The organism is Prosthecobacter sp. (assembly GCF_044227185.1).
GTDB lineage: Bacteria > Verrucomicrobiota > Verrucomicrobiia > Verrucomicrobiales > Verrucomicrobiaceae > Prosthecobacter.
In genome coordinates, this window is the sequence record NZ_JBGAFO010000010.1 from 322,817 (window position 1) to 342,833 (window position 20,017).

Annotated in this window: 12 protein-coding genes; 7 read left to right on the forward strand and 5 right to left on the reverse strand. The window is 62.6% G+C overall.

Features of this window, described 5'->3' with window-relative positions:
• Positions 1-78 precede the first annotated feature (78 nt).
• Entirely contained in the window at positions 79-246 is a 168-nt protein-coding gene (locus ACILSQ_RS23030; protein ID WP_395746042.1) for a hypothetical protein, read from the forward strand.
• A 222-nt stretch (positions 247-468) separates the two neighbouring features.
• On the opposite strand, the gene ACILSQ_RS23035 is transcribed toward ACILSQ_RS23030, so the two are convergent.
• Entirely contained in the window at positions 469-1,488 is a 1,020-nt protein-coding gene (locus ACILSQ_RS23035) for a Gfo/Idh/MocA family protein (RefSeq protein WP_395746022.1), read from the reverse strand.
• 159 nt (positions 1,489-1,647) lie between these two features.
• On the opposite strand from ACILSQ_RS23035, the gene ACILSQ_RS23040 reads away from it, so the two are divergent.
• A complete protein-coding gene (locus ACILSQ_RS23040; RefSeq protein WP_395746023.1) occupies positions 1,648-2,805 on the forward strand; it encodes a Gfo/Idh/MocA family protein in 1,158 nt (385 codons plus the stop codon).
• 130 nt (positions 2,806-2,935) lie between these two features.
• Here ACILSQ_RS23040 and ACILSQ_RS23045 read toward each other — a convergent pair whose 3' ends face one another.
• Entirely contained in the window at positions 2,936-4,138 is a 1,203-nt protein-coding gene (locus ACILSQ_RS23045) for an MFS transporter (protein ID WP_395746024.1), read from the reverse strand.
• A gap of 136 nt (positions 4,139-4,274) precedes the next feature.
• Here ACILSQ_RS23045 and trxB point away from each other — a divergent pair, with 136 nt between their 5' ends.
• On the forward strand, positions 4,275-5,207 hold the full coding sequence (gene trxB, locus ACILSQ_RS23050) for a thioredoxin-disulfide reductase (protein WP_395746025.1): 933 nt from the start codon (positions 4,275-4,277) through the stop codon (positions 5,205-5,207).
• 119 nt (positions 5,208-5,326) lie between these two features.
• A complete protein-coding gene (locus tag ACILSQ_RS23055) occupies positions 5,327-6,097 on the forward strand; it encodes a hypothetical protein (RefSeq protein ID WP_395746026.1) in 771 nt (256 codons plus the stop codon).
• Between the two features lie 92 nt (positions 6,098-6,189).
• On the opposite strand, the gene ACILSQ_RS23060 is transcribed toward ACILSQ_RS23055, so the two are convergent.
• The gene (locus ACILSQ_RS23060; protein ID WP_395746027.1) at positions 6,190-7,200 is read right to left on the reverse strand and encodes a hypothetical protein; all 1,011 of its coding nucleotides are present in this window, start codon (positions 7,198-7,200) and stop codon (positions 6,190-6,192) included.
• 192 nt (positions 7,201-7,392) lie between these two features.
• Between ACILSQ_RS23060 and ACILSQ_RS23065 the strand changes: the two genes are divergently transcribed.
• The 3 genes from ACILSQ_RS23065 (at position 7,393) to ACILSQ_RS23075 (ending at position 9,435) form a co-directional block, all read left to right on the forward strand.
• On the forward strand, positions 7,393-8,007 hold the full coding sequence (locus ACILSQ_RS23065; RefSeq protein ID WP_395746028.1) for a L,D-transpeptidase family protein: 615 nt from the start codon (positions 7,393-7,395) through the stop codon (positions 8,005-8,007).
• 29 nt (positions 8,008-8,036) lie between these two features.
• On the forward strand, positions 8,037-8,381 hold the full coding sequence (locus tag ACILSQ_RS23070) for a rhodanese-like domain-containing protein (protein WP_395746029.1): 345 nt from the start codon (positions 8,037-8,039) through the stop codon (positions 8,379-8,381).
• A 79-nt stretch (positions 8,382-8,460) separates the two neighbouring features.
• A complete protein-coding gene (locus ACILSQ_RS23075) occupies positions 8,461-9,435 on the forward strand; it encodes a magnesium transporter CorA family protein (RefSeq protein ID WP_395746030.1) in 975 nt (324 codons plus the stop codon).
• A gap of 30 nt (positions 9,436-9,465) precedes the next feature.
• Here the strand turns inward: ACILSQ_RS23075 and ACILSQ_RS23080 are convergent, their stop codons facing one another.
• Together ACILSQ_RS23080 and ACILSQ_RS23085 are read right to left on the reverse strand one after the other, a co-directional pair.
• A complete protein-coding gene (locus ACILSQ_RS23080) occupies positions 9,466-9,936 on the reverse strand; it encodes a CpXC domain-containing protein (protein WP_395746031.1) in 471 nt (156 codons plus the stop codon).
• Between the two features lie 177 nt (positions 9,937-10,113).
• Positions 10,114-19,908, reverse strand: coding sequence for an autotransporter-associated beta strand repeat-containing protein (locus ACILSQ_RS23085; RefSeq protein WP_395746032.1), 9,795 nt, complete (start codon positions 19,906-19,908; stop codon positions 10,114-10,116).
• Positions 19,909-20,017 lie beyond the last annotated feature (109 nt).

Sequence of the window (20,017 nt, forward strand, 5' to 3'; positions counted from 1 at the left end):
GCCTTTGAGTTTCAAGTTCACGTAGCCATGACGATCCAGCAGCTCATCATTTCGGAGGTCGCGCACCAGCCTGAGCCTGTGTTGCACGAGCTATGGGATTACTTGAAGCAGCTAAAATCCAAGACCGCTGAAACGGCTTCTGCAACTAAGCCGGTTGTGCGTCGAGGATATGGTTCCGTGCCTGGCATCGTCCTGGCAGACGACTTCGATGCACCTCTGGCAGACTTTGCCCACCTTATGGCGTAAAGCTGCTTTGGTAAGGCCACGAAAAGCCACCTCCAAAAAGGTTCGCCCCGCGCACAACTACGTCCTTTCGGTCCCTTCCGTCCTTTTTGTCCTTTCTTCAGTCGCCGCCCCACATTCGGCATTCGGCATTCGGCATTCGGCATTCGGCATTCGGCATTCGGGATTCCGTCAACAACCGCCAACCACTGCAAACAATCGCCAACAACCGCAAACTTCCCCTTTCTAGCTCCCCCCCGGCTTCGGCAGCCCCTTCTCCACGGACTTCGGCGCCTCCACCTTCGCCTTGTCCTTCTCCTTGCCGTCCTCCGGCAGCCACGCTTCCGGCGCCCCCGCCTTCACCATCACTTCCCGCAGCGTCACCCGCGCGCCATCGCGTTCCTTGCTCTCCTCCGCCGCCGCCATGAAGGCATAAATCTCCAGCGTCTGCTTGGGCGACACCGGCGGCTGCTTCGTCTGGAAAAACTTCACGATCTCCCGCAGCATCGGCGTGTAGTCCCCGTCAGACTTCTGCTCCGTGATCTGCTTGTCCCCAAACCGGATCAGCTTGTACCCCATCGCCCCCTCATGGATCGCCTCCAGCGTCCCCATCCGCCCCTCCGCCCACAGCCCCGTCACCACAGAGGCGGAGGCCGTCGTCGTACGCATCACGGAAAGGCACCCCGTTCCCATCACGGTAAACAGCGCCTCCGTCGGGTGCACCCCGTAGAAAAATAGATCCGGATGGTGCGGCAGCACGTGCGCCGGGCCGTAGGAGATGGCGCTCCGTGCCGGCGTCTGTTCCGCATTCGCCACCTCCAGCACGCCCGGGTACCACCGCATCGCCGAAGCGCTGAAGACCGGCACCTGCGCCGCCCCCGCCAGCTTGTAGATCTCCACCGCATCCTTCAAAGAGGCCGCCACCGGCTTGTCCATGAAGACCGGCTTCCCCGCTGCGATGATCTCCTTCATCTGCTCCAGCCGCGGCCGTCCTTCCAGGCTCAGCAGCAGCACCGCATCCACATCCTTGCACGCCTCCGCCACACTGCCCACGATCCGCACGCCAAACTTGTCCCGCACCGCCGCCGTAAAGCCCTCGATCCTCGTCTTGCTTTCCTCGATGTCCGGGCTCCCCGCCGGAAACGCCACCACCACCCGCGCCCCGGGAATGTGGTTCGGGTTCGCCGGATCATTCAGCCGCAGCGTGAACTGCTCCGAGTGCGACGTGTCCAGCCCGATGATGCCAATGCGAAGGTCGTCTGCCATGAGAGGTGTGCTGAGCAGCGCCGCCCCCCACCCCAGAAGCGGGACGAGCAGGTTTCGGAGACGGCGTGGTGGTCGCATGCCCGTAAAATGCAGGCTGGGGGTGCAAAGCGCAACTGTTGAGTCGCTTGACCGTCCCGCTCGCCCCGCTACGCTCGTCCCATGGAAACCGTCAGAATCGGCATCGTTGGGCTTGGAAACATGGGCAAGGCACACCTTGCAAACATTCGCGCGGGCAAGATCCCCGGCCTGCGCGTCACCGCCTTGTGCGAAAGCGTCGGCACCCTGCCAAACCTCATCGAGGGTGAAAAAGCCTTCACGGACGTCAATCTGATGATCCGCAGCGGCCACATCGACGCCATCCTCATCTGCACCCCCCACTTCAGCCACACCACCATCGGCATCGCCGCCCTTCAGGCCGGCCTCCACGTCCTCGTGGAAAAGCCCATCTCCGTCCACAAGGCCGACTGCGAGCGCCTCATCGCCGCCCACACGGACAAGAACAAAATCTTCGCCGCCATGTTCAACATGCGCACCAACGCCTGCTTCAAGAAGGTCAAGGACCTCATCGAAAGCGGCGAGATCGGCGCCGTCCGCCGTGTCCACTGGGAGGTCACCAACTGGTTCCGCACCAACTATTACTACGCCACCGGCGGCTGGCGCGGCACCTGGAAGGGTGAGGGCGGCGGCGTCCTCATGAACCAGTGCCCCCACAATCTCGACCTCTTCCAGTGGCTCTTCGGCATGCCCCAGAAAGTCCGCGGCTTCTGCCAGTTCGGCCGCTTCCATGAGATCGAAGTCGAGGACGACGTCACCGCCATCCTTCAGTATGACAACGGCACCACCGCCACCTTCGTCACCAGCACTGGCGAAGCCCCCGGCATCAACAAGCTCGAAATCTCCGCCGAGCAGGGCCGCCTCACCGTCACCGACGGCACCCGCATCCACTTCCAGCGCAACCGCCAGCAGATGAGCAAGTTCTGCATGGAGGCCGAGGCCGCCTTCGCCATGCCCGAAAGCTGGCACATGGACATCCATGTGGACCAGACCGGCGGCCAGCACATCGAGATCCTGCAAAACTTCACCAACGCCATCCTCAAAGGGGAGAAGCTCCTCTCCCCCGCCGAAGAAGGCATCCGCAGCGTCGAGCTCGCCAACGCCATCCTCCTCTCCACCTGGCAGGACAAGACCATCGAGCTCCCCATGTCCTCCGCCGACTACGAGCGCATCCTCATCGAGAAGGGCGAGAAATCCACCTTCCAAAAAACCAAGGTCGTCGCCAAAGCCACCTCCGACGACTTCGCCAAAAGCTTCCGTTAATCCCTTCGGACAGCTCCCATTCAAAACAAAACGCCGCACGGGAAACCGCGCGGCGTTTTTGCAGTCCCATCATTGGACGGTGTTTGAAGCACCGAAGGCGGCGTGGCATGCCCTGGCGTGTTTTGCCGTTTCAGCTCCTCACCCGTCCCCGGTACGCCAGCGCAAAGAACGCGCACACCACCGCGGTGATCGCAGCTTCTCCCCACCAGAACACGCGCCAGTCCGTCACCTTGTTCACCGTCGTGGCCGCATACCACCAGCCGCCGCCCAGGTATCCGATGAGATTGCCCACGCCGCTCATCAGCATGGCCAGCAGCGCCTGCGCACGCACGCGCCATTTTGGGTCGATTCGCTCCTCCAGGTAGATTTGTGTGGTGATGAAGTAGAGCGTGTACCCAAACCCGTGCAGAAAGGTCCCCGCCATCACCCACGGCAGCGTGTTGAACGTGTTCAGCGAGAACCGCACCACACAGATGACGATGCCGGATAGAAACACCCACTTCAGCCGGAAACGCGCCAGCATGCCGGAGAGCAGCAGCATGGCCATCACCTCCGTCGTCTGCCCCAGCGAAATCACAGCCGAAATGTTTTTCACCCCCAGATCCCTCAGCTGCGCCGAGGTGTAGGGATAAAAAGCCGCCAGCGGCACACAGTACAGCGCGGAGGTGATGAAGAGCACGCGATGATCCCGGTGCGTCAGCAGCCCCAGCGCATCCAGCCCCAGAATCTGCTTCCACGTCCGGTGCTGCACCACCTCCCCGGGCGGGATCATCGGCAGCTTCCACGTCAGCGCCATCACCACCAGCCACAGCCCCGCCGCCGTCACCGCCGCCAGCAGGGAGGCGTCCGCCCGCAGCACAAAGCTCACCACCCAGCAGCCCACCATCCACCCGCCCGTGGCCCAGGCCCGCAGCGGGCCAAACTGCGCCTTCGCATCATGAAGCTGCGAAAACACAATGCTGCTCGTCACGCTCCAGGCCGGCAGCGCCACCAGCGCCAGCACCTGCGCGCAGATCAAAACCGCCGCGTCACTCCACGCGCAGGCCAGGGAGGCGCTGGTCAGCAGCAGCGCCAGGCTCGTCGCCGCCGTCAGCCAGCGCAGCAGCAGCACCGGGGAGTGCTTCTGGTCCGCCATCGCTCCCACAAACAGCGGGGAGATGAAGGCCGCCACCGCCGTCGTCGCAAACACCCACGGCACCAGATGTCCCCGCTCGTGCGCCTTGAACACATTGGAAAGCGGCACGCTCCACATCCCCATCGGCATCGCCGTGCAGAAGAACAGCGTCGCCAGCGCTCGGGGGCTGGCTTTGGCATCCGTGGGGGGGGTGGACATCGTTGGTTATTTTGAAATAAGCCGGGACCCGCCAAACTCCAACAACCAGTCTGCAAAAAGCGTTGGTTGCGCCTCCGCCCCGCCTTTCCATCTTCCGCGACCTTTCATCCTCCCTCCCCTCCCCAACCCACTTTTCATGGAAAACGTCATCATCATCGGCACCGGCTGCGCCGGCTACACCGCAGCCATCTACACCGGCCGCGCGAACTTGAAGCCCCTCATCCTCTCCGGCAACATGCCCGGCGGCCAGCTCACCACCACCACCGAGGTGGAAAACTTCCCCGGCTTCCCCAATGGCATCATGGGTCCGGAGCTGATGATGAACATGCAGACCCAGGCCGAAAAATTCGGCGCCCGCATCGAGTACACCCTCGTCAGCAACATCATCAAGACCCCTGCGGGCCATTTCGAGGTCCACACCGAAGGCGGCACCGTCTATGAGACCCGCACCGTCATCGTCGCCACCGGCGCCTCTCCAAAACACCTCGGCCTCCCGAACGAAAAAGGCCTCATCGGCCGCGGCCTCACCAGCTGCGCCACCTGCGACGGCGCCTTCTACCGCAACGTCCCCGTCTGCGTCATCGGCGGCGGCGACAGCGCCTGCGAGGAAGCCGGCTTCCTCACCAAATTCGCCAGCACCGTCTATTTGATCCACCGCCGCGACACCCTCCGCGCCTCCAAGATCATGGCGGACCGCGCCCTCGCCAATCCCAAGATCAAGCCCGTCTGGAACTCCACCGTCGCCGAATACCTCACCGACGAAAAAGGCGAGATGCGCGCCGTCACCCTCGAAAACCTCGTCACCGGTGAAAAGAGCGAGCTCGAGCTCAAGTGCGTCTTCGTCGCCATCGGCCACGTCCCCAACGCCCAGTTCCTCGGCGACCTCGTGGACACCGACGAAAACGGCTACATCCTCCAGACCGAAGGCACCCGCACCAAAACCGAAGGCCTCTTCGCCGCCGGCGACGTCGCCGACCACGTCTATCGCCAGGCCATCACCGCCGCCGGCCAGGGCTGCGCCGCCGCCCTCGAAGCCGAACGCTACCTCGCCGACCACGGCGTGCATTAAGACTGAGGGCCCTTACGGGCGCTGGGTTCTTTGCTGTTCAGGCGCGTGGCCGCGGGCAGGCTAAAATGTCTTCCATCTTCATTTCAGCCTGCTATAAAACCACGCGAAACCACTCTCGCATGAGCACTCGAATTATCAGCACTCTGGTCTTCATCGGCTTGATGATTGCAAGCCTCTCATCCGGACGCGCCGCGGAACCCGTGCAATTGACCAGCCTGAGAAAATCATGGGAGCAGGCACGGGACCGTGCCGCACAGCCGCTTGATGCCGGCTACCTTGCCGACTTGCAGAAGCTTCTCGACACCTTCACCCGGAGCAATCAATTGGAGGAGGCTCTTGCAGTCAAAAATGAAATTCAGAGCGTCGCTGGGAACGCGGGCGTGGCGGCTTCAAATGCTGCCACTCCTGTCAAAAGACCGGCACAGCTCGAAACACTCCGGAAGGCATGGCTTCAATCACGCGACAAAGCTGTTCAGCCCAGTGATGCGGTTTATGCCCGCGAACTTCAGAAACTTCAGGAGTCCTATGCCAAGGCAGGACAGCTCGAAGACGCGCTCGCCGCAAAGAACGAACTTGAAAAGGTTGGCAAAAATTCCGCCATCGCCCGGGATGAAGCCCCTGCTTCCCGACAGTCCAAATCGTTTGTTGGAAAAAAATGGACCACCACCAGCGGGAGTCATTTCACATTTAAGGCGGATGGCACGGGCACCCAGGCGAACCCCGCTGGCAAAAAATGGCCGCTCAGATGGACCCCTGGACCGGATGATTTACTCACTGTGGAAGGGTGGATGGACGATCGAAAGGCAACTCTGTACTTTAAATTCAAAAGCAGGGAAGGATTCTTCGGCTCAAACCCCGAAAATTTGGACAAGCAGATCGTGGTGAAGTGAGCCACTCCGACCACGGCGTACATTGATCCTCCGTTCGTGCGTCTGCAACGCGTCCCGCCGCGCATTCGCGTCGCCATCTCCCACCCCGCCCTCTATTTCCCGTCCACGTCAATCACGATATTCTCTTCTTGATTCCACGCTTCCGGCAGACTGGCTGCTTTGATGGGGAAGCAGAACGGAGCCAGGGTTTGAAACTCAGCACCGTCGTCGTCAAGCGGCAGGTACTGAAGCGCATGCACCCGTGCCCACAATTGCTCCTCGACCACGGCGAGAGACGCGAAATAGGAGCTGCGCCGGAAATAGACCGAAACCTCCTCCGCGCCCGCTTTGAATCGGAGCACTCCTTTGGTGTCCTCCACGCAGCCCACGTTTCCCAGCACCACATGGGACTGAAAGCCCTTCTGCCAATCTCTGCCCTGATCCCGCCACCAAAACACCTGTCCCACCTCGAACAGATCCAGCAGGGTCACCAGGTCGATCACTCCCTGCATTTCCGGCAGGCCCGCTATCCTCAGCTCAGCCGGAATCTTGGGATAATAATCCGGTTCCTGCCGCGCCTCGAACTGACAGCGTATTGAAAGTTCATGGAGCCCGTCTGGCAGGCTCAGCACCGTGCCATCACTTCTCCTGAGCGCCGCGGGATCGTCAAAACCTGTCTTCCATGCGGCCGCATTCCCTCGGTTCTCTGGCAGTTCCATCTCCCTCCGCAGCTTGTCCTCGGCTTGTTTCTCCTCGTCGTTTTTTCGCTCCTCTGCCGCGCCATCATCTGCCGCCCTCGCCTCCAGCGCGCGGTGCTCGGCGATGTTCTCCCGCATCTCCTCCTCGGTCAGGAACCGCCCATAAATAAATTCCACATGGTACACCACCGCCCGCTCTTCCAGTGGGAACCTTCTTCTCACCTGAATCTCTTCCTCGGTGTAGGGCCTCGGCAGCCTCTTTTCCGCAAACTCCCGCATTTCCGCCTCCGCCTGGGCGGCTCGTATCCGGCCGGCCAGGGCCTTGGTCAGCAGCACGAGGCAAAGCCCGCCCCCTGCGGCCAGCATCCAAAACGCCCATGCAGGCAGTGAAAAGAGCCCAAGGAAACATGCGAAAGCAAAAATCATGACGGCGATTGGTTGGAATAACCAGAACCAGATCTCGCACGGCTATCCAAATCATTTCTAAAACTGCCCGCATTTCGGGCTGTCCCGCCCGTTTCTCACCCCTCCCAGCCCCAATCATTGAACACTGGACAGACGCCCCGTGTCACGGCATATGATTGTGGCTTTTTCCGCCGCACACACGTAAACCCGCGCATGAGTCAATTGGTGATCCCCCACGTCCTCCGCCTAGCCCTTCTCTCCTCCCTCGCCCTCCTGGCCTCCTGCCAGAGTCCGAGCACCCGTGGCCAGACCCAGTACCTGGAAGCTTTTTCCACCGGCAGCGTTCCCCATTCCGCCATGTACAATGCCGACCAGGACTCCTACTGGGACGGCGATGGCATGTCCGGCACCCCCAGCGTCACCATCGATCTCAGCGACCAGAAGGCCTACTTCTACAAAGGCGGCACCCTCGCCGGCGTCTCCGCCCTTTCCACTGGCGATGAGCGCCACGCCACCAAGACCGGCAATTTCAAAGTCATCCAGAAAGACCAGTGGCACAAATCCAACCTCTACGGCGACTATGTGGACAGCGCCGGCAATGTCGTCATGGCCAACATCGACGTCACCAAGGACAAAGCCCCTCCCGGCACCCGCTTTGAAGGCTCCAAGATGCACCACTTCATGCGTTTCGTCGGCGGCATCGGCATGCACGAGGGCTTCCTCCCCGGCTACCCCGCCTCCCACGGCTGCGTGCGTATGCCCGGCCACATGGCTGCCATCTTTTACAACAACGTCACCACCGGCACCCCCGTGACCGTGCGCCCCTGACGTGCCTCGCCCTGCCCCCCGCTGACCTCATGACTCCGGAAACACCGCTCGAGATCGGCCCCACGGACGTCAGCTACCTCCTCGAGCGCCCCGGCCCGCGCACCTTCCGCCTCATCGACTGCCGTGAGGAAAGCGAGTGGCAGATCTGCCGCCTGCCGGATGCGCAGCTCGTACCGCTCTCCCAGTTTGGCGAGCTCGCCCAGCAGCTCTTCACAGACACCCGGGAGAACCTCATCATCTACTGCCACCACGGCATGCGCAGCCTCCGCGCCGCGCAGTTCCTCCGCCAGCACGGCTTTGCCCACGCGCAGAGCATGCGCGGCGGTATTGATGCCTGGTCCGACATGGTTGACCCGGCCACGCCGCGCTACTGATACGTTTCTCAGGACAGTTTGCTGTGGCACATGATGGCTGCACGGCTACCCTCCCCGCCACCCCCCGCCTGACGCACGCATGGTTCGACTTCTCACTCAGCAAGGACAGCTCATCGACTGGAATGACGAAAAAACACATCCGTTCCCGGACAACCTCGTCTTTCTCGATCTGCTGAACCCCGGCCGCGCCGAGGAGCTCGAAGCCGAAAAATGGCTCGAATACCAGCTCCCCACCCGGGAAGAAATGCAGGAGATCGAGGAATCCAGCCGTCTCTACACCGAAAAAGGCACCCTCTACATGACCGCGTGGATGCCCGTCGGACTCGACACCCCCGATCCTGACAACACCTCCATCTCCTTCGTCATCGCCCCGGACTGCCTCACCACCGTGCGCTATGCAGACCCTCTCTCCTTCCGCATTCTCGCAGACCAAGTCAGGCGCCAGTGCACCACCCCTCTGACCAGCGACGCCGTCTTCCTCCTTCTGCTGGAGCTCATCGTCGCCCGCATCGCCGATGCCCTCCAGGGCGTCGAGGCCGACATGAAAAAAATCTGCCGCGACGTCTTCAGCCTCGACCCCCACAAAGCTCACGCCGGCGTGGAAAAAGACCTCAGCGATGTCGTCAAGCTCCTCGGCCGCCGCAGCGCCCTCGTCGCCAATGTGCGCGAAAGCCTCCTCAGCATCAGCCGCATGCTGCAGTACTTCCTCAACAACGCCGCCACCTGGATGCGCGGAGACCTCGCCGCCCAGTTCCGCAGCGTCATGCGCGACATCAAGAGCATGGACGACTACACCAACCAGCAGACCCAGGAGATGACCTTCCTGCTCGAGTCCACCCTCGGCCTCATCAACATCCAGCAGAATCAGATCATCAAGATCTTCACCGTCGCCAGCGTGCTCTTCATGCCCCCCACCCTCATCGCCAGCATCTACGGCATGAACGTCGGCCTCCCCGCCGCCTCCAACGGCTGGGCCTTCCTCCTCGTCATGATCCTGATCGTCCTCTCCGCGATCCTCCCCATCGTTTACTTCAAGCGCAAGCGCCTGCTGTAGCGCCGCCCGCCATCTGGTGAGGTCGGTTGATCAGCCGCCTTCCGCCCCATCGTCACTTGGTTCATCGCCCGCGTCCCGGCCATACGCCTCGCAAAACTGGCGAAAGAGAATGTACAACAGCATCTCTTTCATGGAGAAAACATGATGCGGGCGCCTGATGTAATGCCCTCCCGTTTTCTCCATCATTTGTGCCGCCAGATGCGGGACCATGACGACGCCTTGCTTGCTCAGATGCCTGTAGTAATTCGGGTTCTTCATGTCCTCCTTGGCGACGTACTGGACACAGAATTTGCCGTCCATGTCATGATATAGCACCGAGATGTCCAACGGGCAGCGGTAGTCACAGCCTTGCTGGCCGCAGGAGAAAACGTTGAGTCTTTGCTCCAAAACTTCATCCCTGAGGTGCGGGTCAGCCTTGACGTTGACGGAAGTCCACACGCTCATCTTCTGAGTGACGGAACATTCGGGACAAGTGACCTCCACCGTTTGCAGCATAGACATGTGCGATTTGTGCCACGAAAAACCGCTTTCAAGCAATGCTAAATATCTGCTGTCAGATGGATGATAGTGCTCGCTGCGTTTCAGCAGCAAACTTCACCGGTCCAGCACCGCGATCGGAAAGTCCGCGCTCCCCAGGCGCTCTGCCTCACCATCCTCGCACCACGTTTCGACCACCGCCTAAAACTGATAGCTGAACCGCACGCTGCCAAAGTGCGCCTGCAGATCATGCCGGAAGAACTGGCCCTGGTAGGACAGCATGAGGCTGAAGCGGTCCGTAAATGCCAGGCTCACCCCCAGCCCGGCCACCAGGTAGTCCTGGCCCGGAGTCTGCCCGCCGCCCACGGACGTGAACGGCACGTTGATCAGAGATACACTGGTGCCGTTATTGCTCCGGATGTTCTGCCGCTCATAGCTCAGCCGCACCTGCGGCGTGACCGTCGCAAAGCGCGTCTTGATCTGCTTGGACGCGGACCACCCCACCCGGCTCACCAGGGACTGATAGCTCTGCGCGCTGTAGCGCAGCGCCGCCAGCCCGCCGCCGGTTTCACTGTACGCATCCACCGAGCCGTGCAGGTAGTCCACACCCACAAACGGCCCGGTCACCAGTGTGTTGTTCTGAAAGCGGAAGTTCCAGCCCGTGTTGTACTGCACCGAATGCGTGTAGGTGCGGGTCGAGCCATAGGCCGTCGGGAAGGGTGCCCCCGGATTGCGTGTCGTGTCCATCTGGTAGGTGCCAAAGCTGTACAGCAGGCTGTTCCAGAACCCGCCGCGCACATACGAGACGTAGGCGGAGAGCGCCGGGCCTTCGAGGTACAGACTGCCCGTGTTCCCAGTGTACCCCTGCGTGCTTTGCAGGAATGACGCGGCAAAGCCCACCGTGAGCCCCTTCGTGAAGTGACGCTCGATCCCCGCGCCTGACGCCCAGGAGTCCACCTGCACGCCTGACTGGGTGCGCATCGGGTTGAGCTTCACATTCCCATAGTTCACCGTCGCAAACACCTCCCACTGCCGGGACCGTGGCACCCGCTTGGCGATGGGTGAGTCCTTCTTGCTGGGATCACCATCCCCCTCTCCCACAATCACACCTTCATCCAGCGACGCGGCAATGGACCCCGAGCCTTCCTCCCCGCCGCCGCTCCGGAGATTGAAAAGGTGCCCGTTCAGGTCGGACGTCACCGTGTTGCCGCCAGAAACCAGCGCCTGCCCCTCCACCGCGGCAAGCTCCAGCCCCCCGTTCGTGTCGATGATGCTGAAGACCCCCGTGCTCTGGTCCAGATGACCGGCGAATCCGCTCGCCAGATGCAGGCTGCTGTCATTCAGCGCCAGATCCCCGATAAAGCCGCCCGCATTGGCGTCGGCGCTGTTGAGCTGGAAAAGCTGCCACTGGTCGCCCCCATGGAAGCCCGTCATGCCATTGGGATTCCCCACCACCACAGTGCCGCCTGCCGTGGCATCGATCTTCCCATGCAGATTCACGGAATCCGCCGCCGCCGCATTGCTCAGATTGCTGCCCTGCCCGGCGCCGCTGAACAAGTCCAGCCGGATCATGCTGTCCGTCCCCATCACCACGGCCCCCGTCCCCGAAGTCGTCAGTGAGAAGACCGTGGCCGTCGGCGCCACCGCCGGATCGCCGGCGGTCAGCGTGCCATTGATGAAGATGGACTGGTCCACCCCCGTGGTGATACCACCCGTCCCGGACAGCGTGCTGTCGCGGCTCAGGTCAAACCGCGTCGTGGTCACCGCGGCGTTGGCAACAAATGCGGCCTGGTTCTGCACCGTCGTGGGGCCGTTGTAATCGCTGTCGGCGCTGACCACCATCGTCGTTCCATCCACCACCAGGTCGGAATTGGCGCTGGCTCCGCTGATGCCCGTGCCGCTCACATTCACCACCCCGCCGCCAGTGATTGTGAGAACGGTGCCGTCCTTCACCAGCCCCCCGCTGAGGTTCAAAACACCGCCGCCCGCATTGATGCTGGCATTCGTCTCGGCGGTGATCTGCCCCGCATAGCTGCTCGTGCCGCTGTTGCGCAGCGCCCCGCCACCTGCTGCACCGCTGCCGTTGAGCTTGAGCGCTTCGGCGGTGCTGTAGCTCACGTTGTTGAGCAGCAGCGTCCCTCCGCTTCCCACCGTGGTGCCTGCGTCCGCGGTACCCAGCGCGTTGTTGCCGGTCACCTCCAGCGTCCCGCTCTTGATGTTCGTCCCTCCTGTGTACGTGTTGTCCCCGTTCAGCGTCAGCGTTCCGCTTCCGGCCTGCGTCACTCCGCCGCTGCCGCTGATGACACTGGCAAAATCCGTCCCCTGCGTCAGCGCATCCGAGCGGTTGAAAGCCAGCGTGCCGTTGTTGTTGAGCACGCTGCTGGCAGACAGCGAACCCGTCGTTCCGCCATCACCGATCTGCAGCGTCCCTCCGCTGATTGTCGTGGCTCCGGTGTAGCCGTTCGTCGCCGTCAGCACCCAGCTCCCCGTGCCGGATTTTGTCAGCGCTGTCGCCCCGCCATTGTCTCCGATCACCGCGGCCAGAGTATTGCCGTCTGTGTTGGAGCCCGTCAGCGTCAGCGTGCGGATGCCGCTCTGCCCGTTAAAATCAAGGCTGCCTGTGTTGCCGAATTTCACTGCACCCGTGCCTGAGGCATCCAGCGTGCCTCCGTTGCTGCCGATGCTGAACAGCCTGTCGGTGCTGGTGGCACCGCCCGTGTATTGCAAGGCGCCGCCATTGAGCACCAGGTTGCCAGCCGCGTTGCTGGACGCACCCAGGTTGCTGTTCACACCTCCGTCTGCCAGCACCGCCACACTCAGCACCCCTGAGTTGATTGTCGTGCTCCCGCTGTAGCTGCTGTCACCCGTCAGCGTGGTCGTACCCATGCCCGCCTGGGTGAAATTGCCGCTGCCACTGATGTTGTTGGCAAGCGTGATGGCGTCGGAGCGGTTGATCGTCAGGCTCGCGTTGTTCGTCACCGCCCCTGTTCCCAGCGTCCCCGTCGTGCCACCGGAGCCAATTTGAAGTTCTCCCGCGCTGATCGTCGTGGTTCCCGTGTAAGTGTTGCCGCCGCTGAGTGTGAACGTTCCGGTTCCCAGCTTCACCAGGGACAAGGCCCCCGCGCCGCCGTCTTGAATGATGCCGCTGAAGTGGGTGCTGGTGTCGTTGCCGCTGGTGGTGAGCGTGGCCGCCGTGCTGGAGTTGTTCTGCACGGTTCCCGACCCGGCCAGCGAGCCGATTTTCGTGTCCAGCCCGTTCAGCTCCAAAATGGCATGCGATCCCACGATGATCGCCGAAGCCAGGTTGCTCCCTCCCATTTTCAAAACCCCGGAGCTCAGTGTTGTGGCTCCCGTGTAGGTGTTGGCTCCTGTCAATTGCCACTTGGCGTCGCCATCAATCGTCACCGATGTGGCTCCCCCAAAGTCGCCGATGGCCGCGGCGATGATGTTGATCCCCGTCGTGTTCGTCCCGGTGAGCACCAGAGTTCGCTCTCCGCTCTGCCCGTTGAACCCCATGCTTCCCGTGTTGGTGAAATTCACCGTGCCCGTGCCGGACACATCGATCACCCCACCGCCGATCCCCACGCTGAACAGCCGGTCCGTGCTCACATTGGTGCTGCCCGTATATTGCAGCGTGCCGCCGTTGAGCACCAGGTTGGCCGCGGCATTGCTCGAAGCACCGATGTTGCTGCTGCTCCCGCCATTGGCCAGGCTGGTCACATTCAGCACCCCGGAGGTGATCGTCGTCGCCCCGGTGTATGAATTGCTGCCGCTGAGCGTCGTCGTTCCCGCGCCCGCCTGGGTGAATGAACCGCTGCCGCTGATCGTGTTGGAAAGGGTGACCGCGTCAGAGCGGTTGACCACCAGGCTGGCGTTGTTCGTCACCCCGCCGCTGCCCAGCGTGCCGCTGGTGCTGCCATTGCCCACCTGTAGCACGCCGCCGTTGATGGTCGTGGTGCCGGAGTAGGTGTTGGCTCCGGTGAGCACCCACGTGCCGCCCCCGGATTTCGCCAGCGCAGTCGCACCACCGTTGTCACCAATCACCGCCGCCAGCGTGTTGCTGCCGGTGTTCGCGCCCGTGAGAGTCAGCGTCCGTGCGCCGCTCTGGCTGTTGAAGCCCATGCTGCCCGTGTTGGTGAAATTGAGCGCCCCTGTGCCGGAGGCATCCAGCGTGCCGCCGCTTGTTCCCACGCTGAAAAGCCGGTCCGTACTGGCTGCGGCTCCCGTGTATTGCAGCGCACCACCATTGAGCACCAGGCTGGTCGCGGCACTGGTGCCTGCCCCGATGTTGCTGGCGCTCCCGCCGTTGCCCAGGCTTGAAATCGAAAGCACTCCGCCCGTGACAGTGGTTTTTCCTGTGTAGGTGTTCGCTCCGGACAGCACCCACGTTCCCGCGCCGCTCTTCACCAGCGCCGTGGCACCCGCGTTCTCACTGATCAGGGCCGCCAGCGTGTTGTTGTCCGTGTTCGTTCCGGTCAGCGTGAGCGTGCGCGCCGTGGTAAAAAACAGCCCCATGGCTCCGGTATTGGTAAAGTTCAGCGCTCCCGTTCCCGATGAGTCAATGCTGGCTGTCACACCCACAAAGAAAAGGCGGTCCGTGCTGGCACCTGCGCCGATGTACTTGAGCGTCCCTCCGTTGATCTTGAGGTTGGCGGCCACGGAAGTGGATGCCCCGATGCTGCTGGCGCTCCCACCGTTGGCAAGAGTGTCTGTAATCAAGGTGCCGGCTGCAATGTCGGTGAACCCCGTGTAGGTGTTCAGGCCCGAAAGTGTGGACATGCCCTGGGCATTGCTGACCGTTCCCGTGCCGCTGATGACATTGGACAAGGTGAAGGCGTCTGAGCGGTACAACACCAGGATCCCATTGTCCACAATGTTGCCCGTCCCCACGCTTCCGCTGGCGGTGTTGTGGCCGATCTGCAGCACCCCTCCGCTGATGGTCGTGGTGCCTGAATACGTGTTGTTCCCGGTCAGCACCCATTTGCCCGAGCCAAGTTTAGTCACTGAAGTCGCCCCTCCATTGTCACCAATCAGCGCCGCAATGGTGTTGAAGCCCAGAGATGAGCCAATCAGTGTCAGTGTGCGCGCACCCGTCTGATTGTTGAACCCAATGCTGCCCGTGTTCGTGAAGTTCAAATCTCCCGTCCCGGAGGCGTCCAGCGAGATGCCATTGGTTCCCAGGCTGAACAACCGGTCGGTGCTCGACCCGGCCCCCGTGTACTGCAGCGTGCCTCCGTTGAGCACCAGGTTGCTCGCCGCATTGGTCGCGGCGCCAATGTTGCTGGCCGCTCCCCCATTGGCAAGACTCGTCACATTGAGGATGGTCCCGATGCTCCCGTTGATCGTCGTTGCACCCGTGTACGTATTCGCCCCGGTCAGCGCCCAGATGCCGGCGTTGATCCGCGTCAGCGATGTCGGCCCGCCATTATCCCCAATGACTGCCGCGAGGGTGCTGGTGCCGGCGCTCGCATTGGCCAGCGTGAGAGTGCGCGCTCCGGATTGTCCATTGAACCCCAGGCTCCCCGTGTTGGTGAAAGTCACTCCGCCGCTGCCGACCACGCTCACCGTCGCGCCGGAGGTGCCCACGCTGAACAAGCGGTCCGTGCTCACCGCCCCGCCCGTGTAAACAAACGTGCCGCCGTTGAGCACCAGATTGCTCGCGGCATTGCTGGATGCCCCGATGCTGCTGGCGCTGCCTCCATTGGCCAGGGAGCTGACTTTCAGCGCCCCCGTGCCGTTCAAGGTGGTGACCCCTGTGTAGGTGTTCGCCCCGCTCAGCACCCAGACTCCCGTGCCGGATTTGGTCACCGCAGTTGCGCCGCCGTTGTCGCCGATCACCGCCGCCAGCGTGTTGTCATTGGCGTTGCTGCCGGTCAGCGTCAGCGTACGCGCGCCGCTCTGGCTGTTGAATCCCATGCTGCCCGTGCTGGTGAAATTGATGTTGAAGCCGCCGGAGGCATCGATGGTGCCTCCGCTCGTGCCCACGCTGAAAAGCCGGTCTGTGCTCACCGCGGCGCCTGCCCCCACCGAGTATTTCAGCGTGCCTCCGTTGAGCACAAGACTCGTCGCCGCACTGCTCGAGGCCCCGATGCTGCTGGCGCTGCCACCATCGGCCAGGGTTGAGACGCTCAGCGTGCCGCCCGTGATGGTCGTTACGCCCGTGTAAGTGCTGCTGCCCCCAGACAGCGTCAGCGTTGTGGCTGCTCCCATCTTGGTCAGGAACAGCGTGCCCGTGCCGCCATTTTGCAGCACGCCGCTAAAGGTGGTGCTCATGTTCCCGCTGATGATCAAGCCCGAATTGTTGTTGCTCCCGTTTTGCACGATCCCTGACCCGGAAAGCGAGCCGACTGCGGCCCCCACCGGATTCCCGTTGGTGGCCAGTGTGCCGCCGCTGTTCACGATCATGGCGGAGGCATTCCCCAGTCCGCTCGCCACCCCGGCGGAGAGAATCCCCGCGTTCACCGTGGCGCTTCCCCAGGAGTTGCTGAGTCCGCTCAGCGTGGTCGTCCCCGTCCCGTTCTGAATCAATGCGCCGGTTCCGCTCATGACTCCGGAGATCGTGATCGCATTCGAGCGGTTGATGATGAGAGTGCCGTTGTTGGTGATGGAACCGCTCCCAAGAGACCCGGTGGTGCCGCCATTGCCGATCTGCAGCGTCCCACCGCTGATGGTGGTGGTGCCGCTATAGCTGTTGCTTCCAGTGAGAATCGTCGTGCCTGTGCCGGCCTGCGTGAGCGTGCCCGTGCCGCTGATGGCGTTCGAAACAGTGATCGAATCAGAGCGGTTGAACGTGAGACCTGCGTTGTCCGTCACGCTGCCGGTGCCCAAGGTGCCGCTCGCACCTCCATTCCCCACCTGCAGCACCCCCGCGCTGATCGTTGTCGCTCCAGTGTAGGTGTTGGTCCCGGTGAGCGCCCACGTCCCCGCGCCGGTTTTGGTCACTGACGTGGCTCCGCTGTTGTCACCAATCGCCGCCGCCAGCGTGTTCGTGCCGGTGTTCGTACCGGTGAGGGTCAGCGTGCGCGTGCCTGTCTGACTGTTAAAACCCATCGCTCCAGTGTTGGTAAAATTCACCGCGCCAGTGCCCGAGGCATCCAGTGTCCCCCCGCTCGTTCCCACGCTGAACAAACGGTCCGTGCTCGATCCGCTCCCCGTGTACTGCAGCGTGCCTCCATTGAGAACGAGATTGCTCGCCGCATTCGTCGCCGCTCCGATGCTGCTCGCACTGCCGCCGTCAGCCAGCGTGTTCACACTCAGCACGCCTCCGTTGATCGTCGTCGCCCCCGTGTACGTGTTGGCCCCCGTCAGCGCCCACGTTCCCGTGTTGATCCTCATCACCGCCGTCGCCCCGCCGTTGTCGCCGATCACCGCCGCGATCGTGCTCGTCCCGCCCATGGAATTCGCCAGCGTCAGCGTGCGCGCTCCCGTCTGTCCGTTGAATCCCATCGCGCCCGTGTTGGTGAAGGTCACTCCGCCCGTGCCAAACATGTTCAAAATAATGCCCGACGTCCCCAGACTGAACAGGCGGTCCGTGCTCGCCGTGCCGCCCGTATAAGTCAGCGTCCCGCCATTGAGCACGAGATTGGACGCATCACTGCTGGCTGCCCCGATGCTGCTCGCACTTCCCCCGTTCGCCAGCGAGTTGATCTTCAGCACGGCCGTCCCGCTCACCGTCGTCACCCCGGTGTAGGTGCTCGCTCCGGTCAGCACCCAGATGCCGCCTCCCGTCTTGGTCACCGAAGTCGCCCCTCCATTGTCACCGATCACCGCCGCGATCGTGTTGTCATTCGTGTTGTTGCCGGTGAGCGTCAGCGTTCGCGCGCCGCTCTGCCCGTTAAATCCCATCGCCCCCGTGTTGCTGAAGATGATGTTGTAGCCGCCGGAGGCGTCGATGGTCCCGCCGTCCGTCCCCACGCTGAAAAGCCGGTCGGTGCTCACCGCCCCCGCCGCTCCGGGTGAATATTTGAGCGTCCCCCCGTTGAGCACCAGATTCGATGCCGCATTGCTGGAGGCCCCGATGTTGCTGTTCGTGCCGCCGTTCGCCAGGGACGTCACATTGAGCACGCCGCCGTTGATCGTCGTGGCGCCGGTGTAGCTGTTGGATCCTGTCAGCGTCCAGCTCCCGCTGCCTGACTTCGTCAGCCCTGTCGCTCCGCCATTGTCACCGATCACCGCCGCAAGCGTGTTGCTCCCGGTGTTGGTACCGGTCAGCGTCAGCGTGCGCGCGCCGCTCTGGCTGTTGAATCCCATGCTCCCCGTATTGCTCAGGGTCAGCACGCCGCTGCCGGAGGCATCCACCGCCCCGCCGCTGGTCCCCACGCTGAAGAGCCGGTCCGTGCTGATGCTCCCGCCCGTGTATCGCAGCGTGCCGCCATTGAGAACGATGTTCGTCGCCGCATTGCTCGCCGCCCCGATGTTGCTGCTCGTACCGCCGCTGTTGAAAACACTGATGCTGAGCGTCCCTCCCGTGACCGTGGTCACCCCCAGGTAGCTGTTGACGGTGCTCAGCGTCGTGGTCCCCGTGCCCATCTGCAAAACACCGCCGCTGCCATTGATGCTGTTGGACACCGTGATGTTGTCGGAGCGGTTGAAGCTCAGAGTCGCATTGTCGTTCACCGTGCCCGTTCCGAGGGAGCCCGTCGTCCCGCCATCGCCGATCTGCAAAACGCCCGCGGTGATGAAGGTCGCCCCCGTGTACGTGTTCGCCCCCGTGAGGATGGTCGTGCCGGTCCCCGCCTGCGTCAGAGTACCCGTGCCCGAAATGACATTGCCCACCGTCACGGCATCCGACCGGTTGATCACGAGGCTCGCATTGTTCGTCACCCCGCCTGTCCCCAGGGTCCCCGTGGTGCCCCCGTTCCCGATCTGCAGCACACCTGCGCTGATCGTCGTCGTGCCGCTGTAGCTGTTGGTCCCGGTGAGCAGCCATTTGCCCGCACCCGATTTAATCAGCGCGGTCGCTCCGCCGTTGTCGCCGATGGCCGCCGCGAGCGAGTTGTTCCCCGTGTTGGTCCCCGTGAGAGTGAGAGAGCGCGCGCCGGAGAAGCTGTTGAAGCCCATCGCGCCTGTGTTGGTAAAATTAATGGCTCCCGTGCCTTGGGACGCAAGAACACCGCCCGTGACTCCCACACTGAACAAACGATCCGTGTTGGTCACTGCTCCGGTGCCTACATAATTGAGCCCGGCGTTGCCGGTGAGAACAATGTTGCTGGCCGCATTGCTCGCCGCCCCCAGGTTGCCCGCGACGCCGCCGTCGCCGATGTTTGACACCAGAAGATTTCCCCCGCCCACGGCGGTCACCCCGGTGTAAGTATTCGTACCGCTGAACGTGACAGAGCCAGCGGTGATGGTGACTTTCCCGGTGCCACTGATGGTCTGTGACAGGGTAGGTCCGGTAGAGGCGCCCAGAACCAGTGTGCCATTGTTAACGATGTCTCCTGACCCCAGGGTGCCGGACGGCCCCGTGCTCAAAGTGCCCGCGCTGATCGTCGTCGTTCCTGTGTAGGTGTTCGTGCCTCCGAGCATCAGCGAACCTGTGCCGTCCTTGGTCAGCCCGGTGCTCCCGCTGATCGCGGCGTTGATCGAAATCGAACTGTTGGCGGTGATCGTGGAGTTCGAAAGCGTGAGTGTCTTTCCACCGCCAAAGACATTGTAGGCGGAATTAAACACCATGTTCCCCACCGTCACCGCGCTCCCCAGCGTCACCGAGCCCGCCGTCCCGCCAAAGATCGCGGCATCCGGCGTGCTGCTGTTCCACGTCGCGTCCCCGCTGCCTGTGTTCCAGTTGCCCAGGCCATCCGTCCAGGTGCCGGTCCCGCCGGTGATCACTCCCCCGTCTCCAGCCACGGTGTCCCACGTCAATGTCGCCCCATCGGCCACCGCCCCCGCCTGCAAAAGGCCCGCCATTGCAAATAACCAGGCGCTTTTCCGCAACGCGCCCAGGAAGGATTGAGCGCCGCTGGGCAGCGCCGGAAGGCTGTCAGAACGAGTCATCATAATCGGGTCGGAATAGTAGAGTGAAAATCTTAAGAAACGGGTTTTCGACAGCAGCCAATTGCCACGCAGGCACCTCTGTGGGCTCTTCTCTTGGGAAGGCCCTGCCCCT

What these genes read in the sequence shown, in the direction of transcription:
- ACILSQ_RS23055 (WP_395746026.1), top strand. Translation starts at nt 5,327, where the DNA reads ATGAGCACTCGAATTATCAGCACTCTGGTCTTCATCGGCTTGATGATT.
- ACILSQ_RS23065 (WP_395746028.1), top strand. Translation starts at nt 7,393, where the DNA reads ATGAGTCAATTGGTGATCCCCCACGTCCTCCGCCTAGCCCTTCTCTCC.
- ACILSQ_RS23035 (WP_395746022.1), bottom strand. Translation starts at nt 1,488, where the DNA reads ATGGCAGACGACCTTCGCATTGGCATCATCGGGCTGGACACGTCGCAC.
- ACILSQ_RS23070 (WP_395746029.1), top strand. Translation starts at nt 8,037, where the DNA reads ATGACTCCGGAAACACCGCTCGAGATCGGCCCCACGGACGTCAGCTAC.
- ACILSQ_RS23075 (WP_395746030.1), top strand. Translation starts at nt 8,461, where the DNA reads ATGGTTCGACTTCTCACTCAGCAAGGACAGCTCATCGACTGGAATGAC.
- trxB (WP_395746025.1), top strand. Translation starts at nt 4,275, where the DNA reads ATGGAAAACGTCATCATCATCGGCACCGGCTGCGCCGGCTACACCGCA.
- ACILSQ_RS23080 (WP_395746031.1), bottom strand. Translation starts at nt 9,936, where the DNA reads ATGTCTATGCTGCAAACGGTGGAGGTCACTTGTCCCGAATGTTCCGTC.
- ACILSQ_RS23060 (WP_395746027.1), bottom strand. Translation starts at nt 7,200, where the DNA reads ATGATTTTTGCTTTCGCATGTTTCCTTGGGCTCTTTTCACTGCCTGCA.
- ACILSQ_RS23085 (WP_395746032.1), bottom strand. Translation starts at nt 19,908, where the DNA reads ATGATGACTCGTTCTGACAGCCTTCCGGCGCTGCCCAGCGGCGCTCAA.
- ACILSQ_RS23040 (WP_395746023.1), top strand. Translation starts at nt 1,648, where the DNA reads ATGGAAACCGTCAGAATCGGCATCGTTGGGCTTGGAAACATGGGCAAG.
- ACILSQ_RS23045 (WP_395746024.1), bottom strand. Translation starts at nt 4,138, where the DNA reads ATGTCCACCCCCCCCACGGATGCCAAAGCCAGCCCCCGAGCGCTGGCG.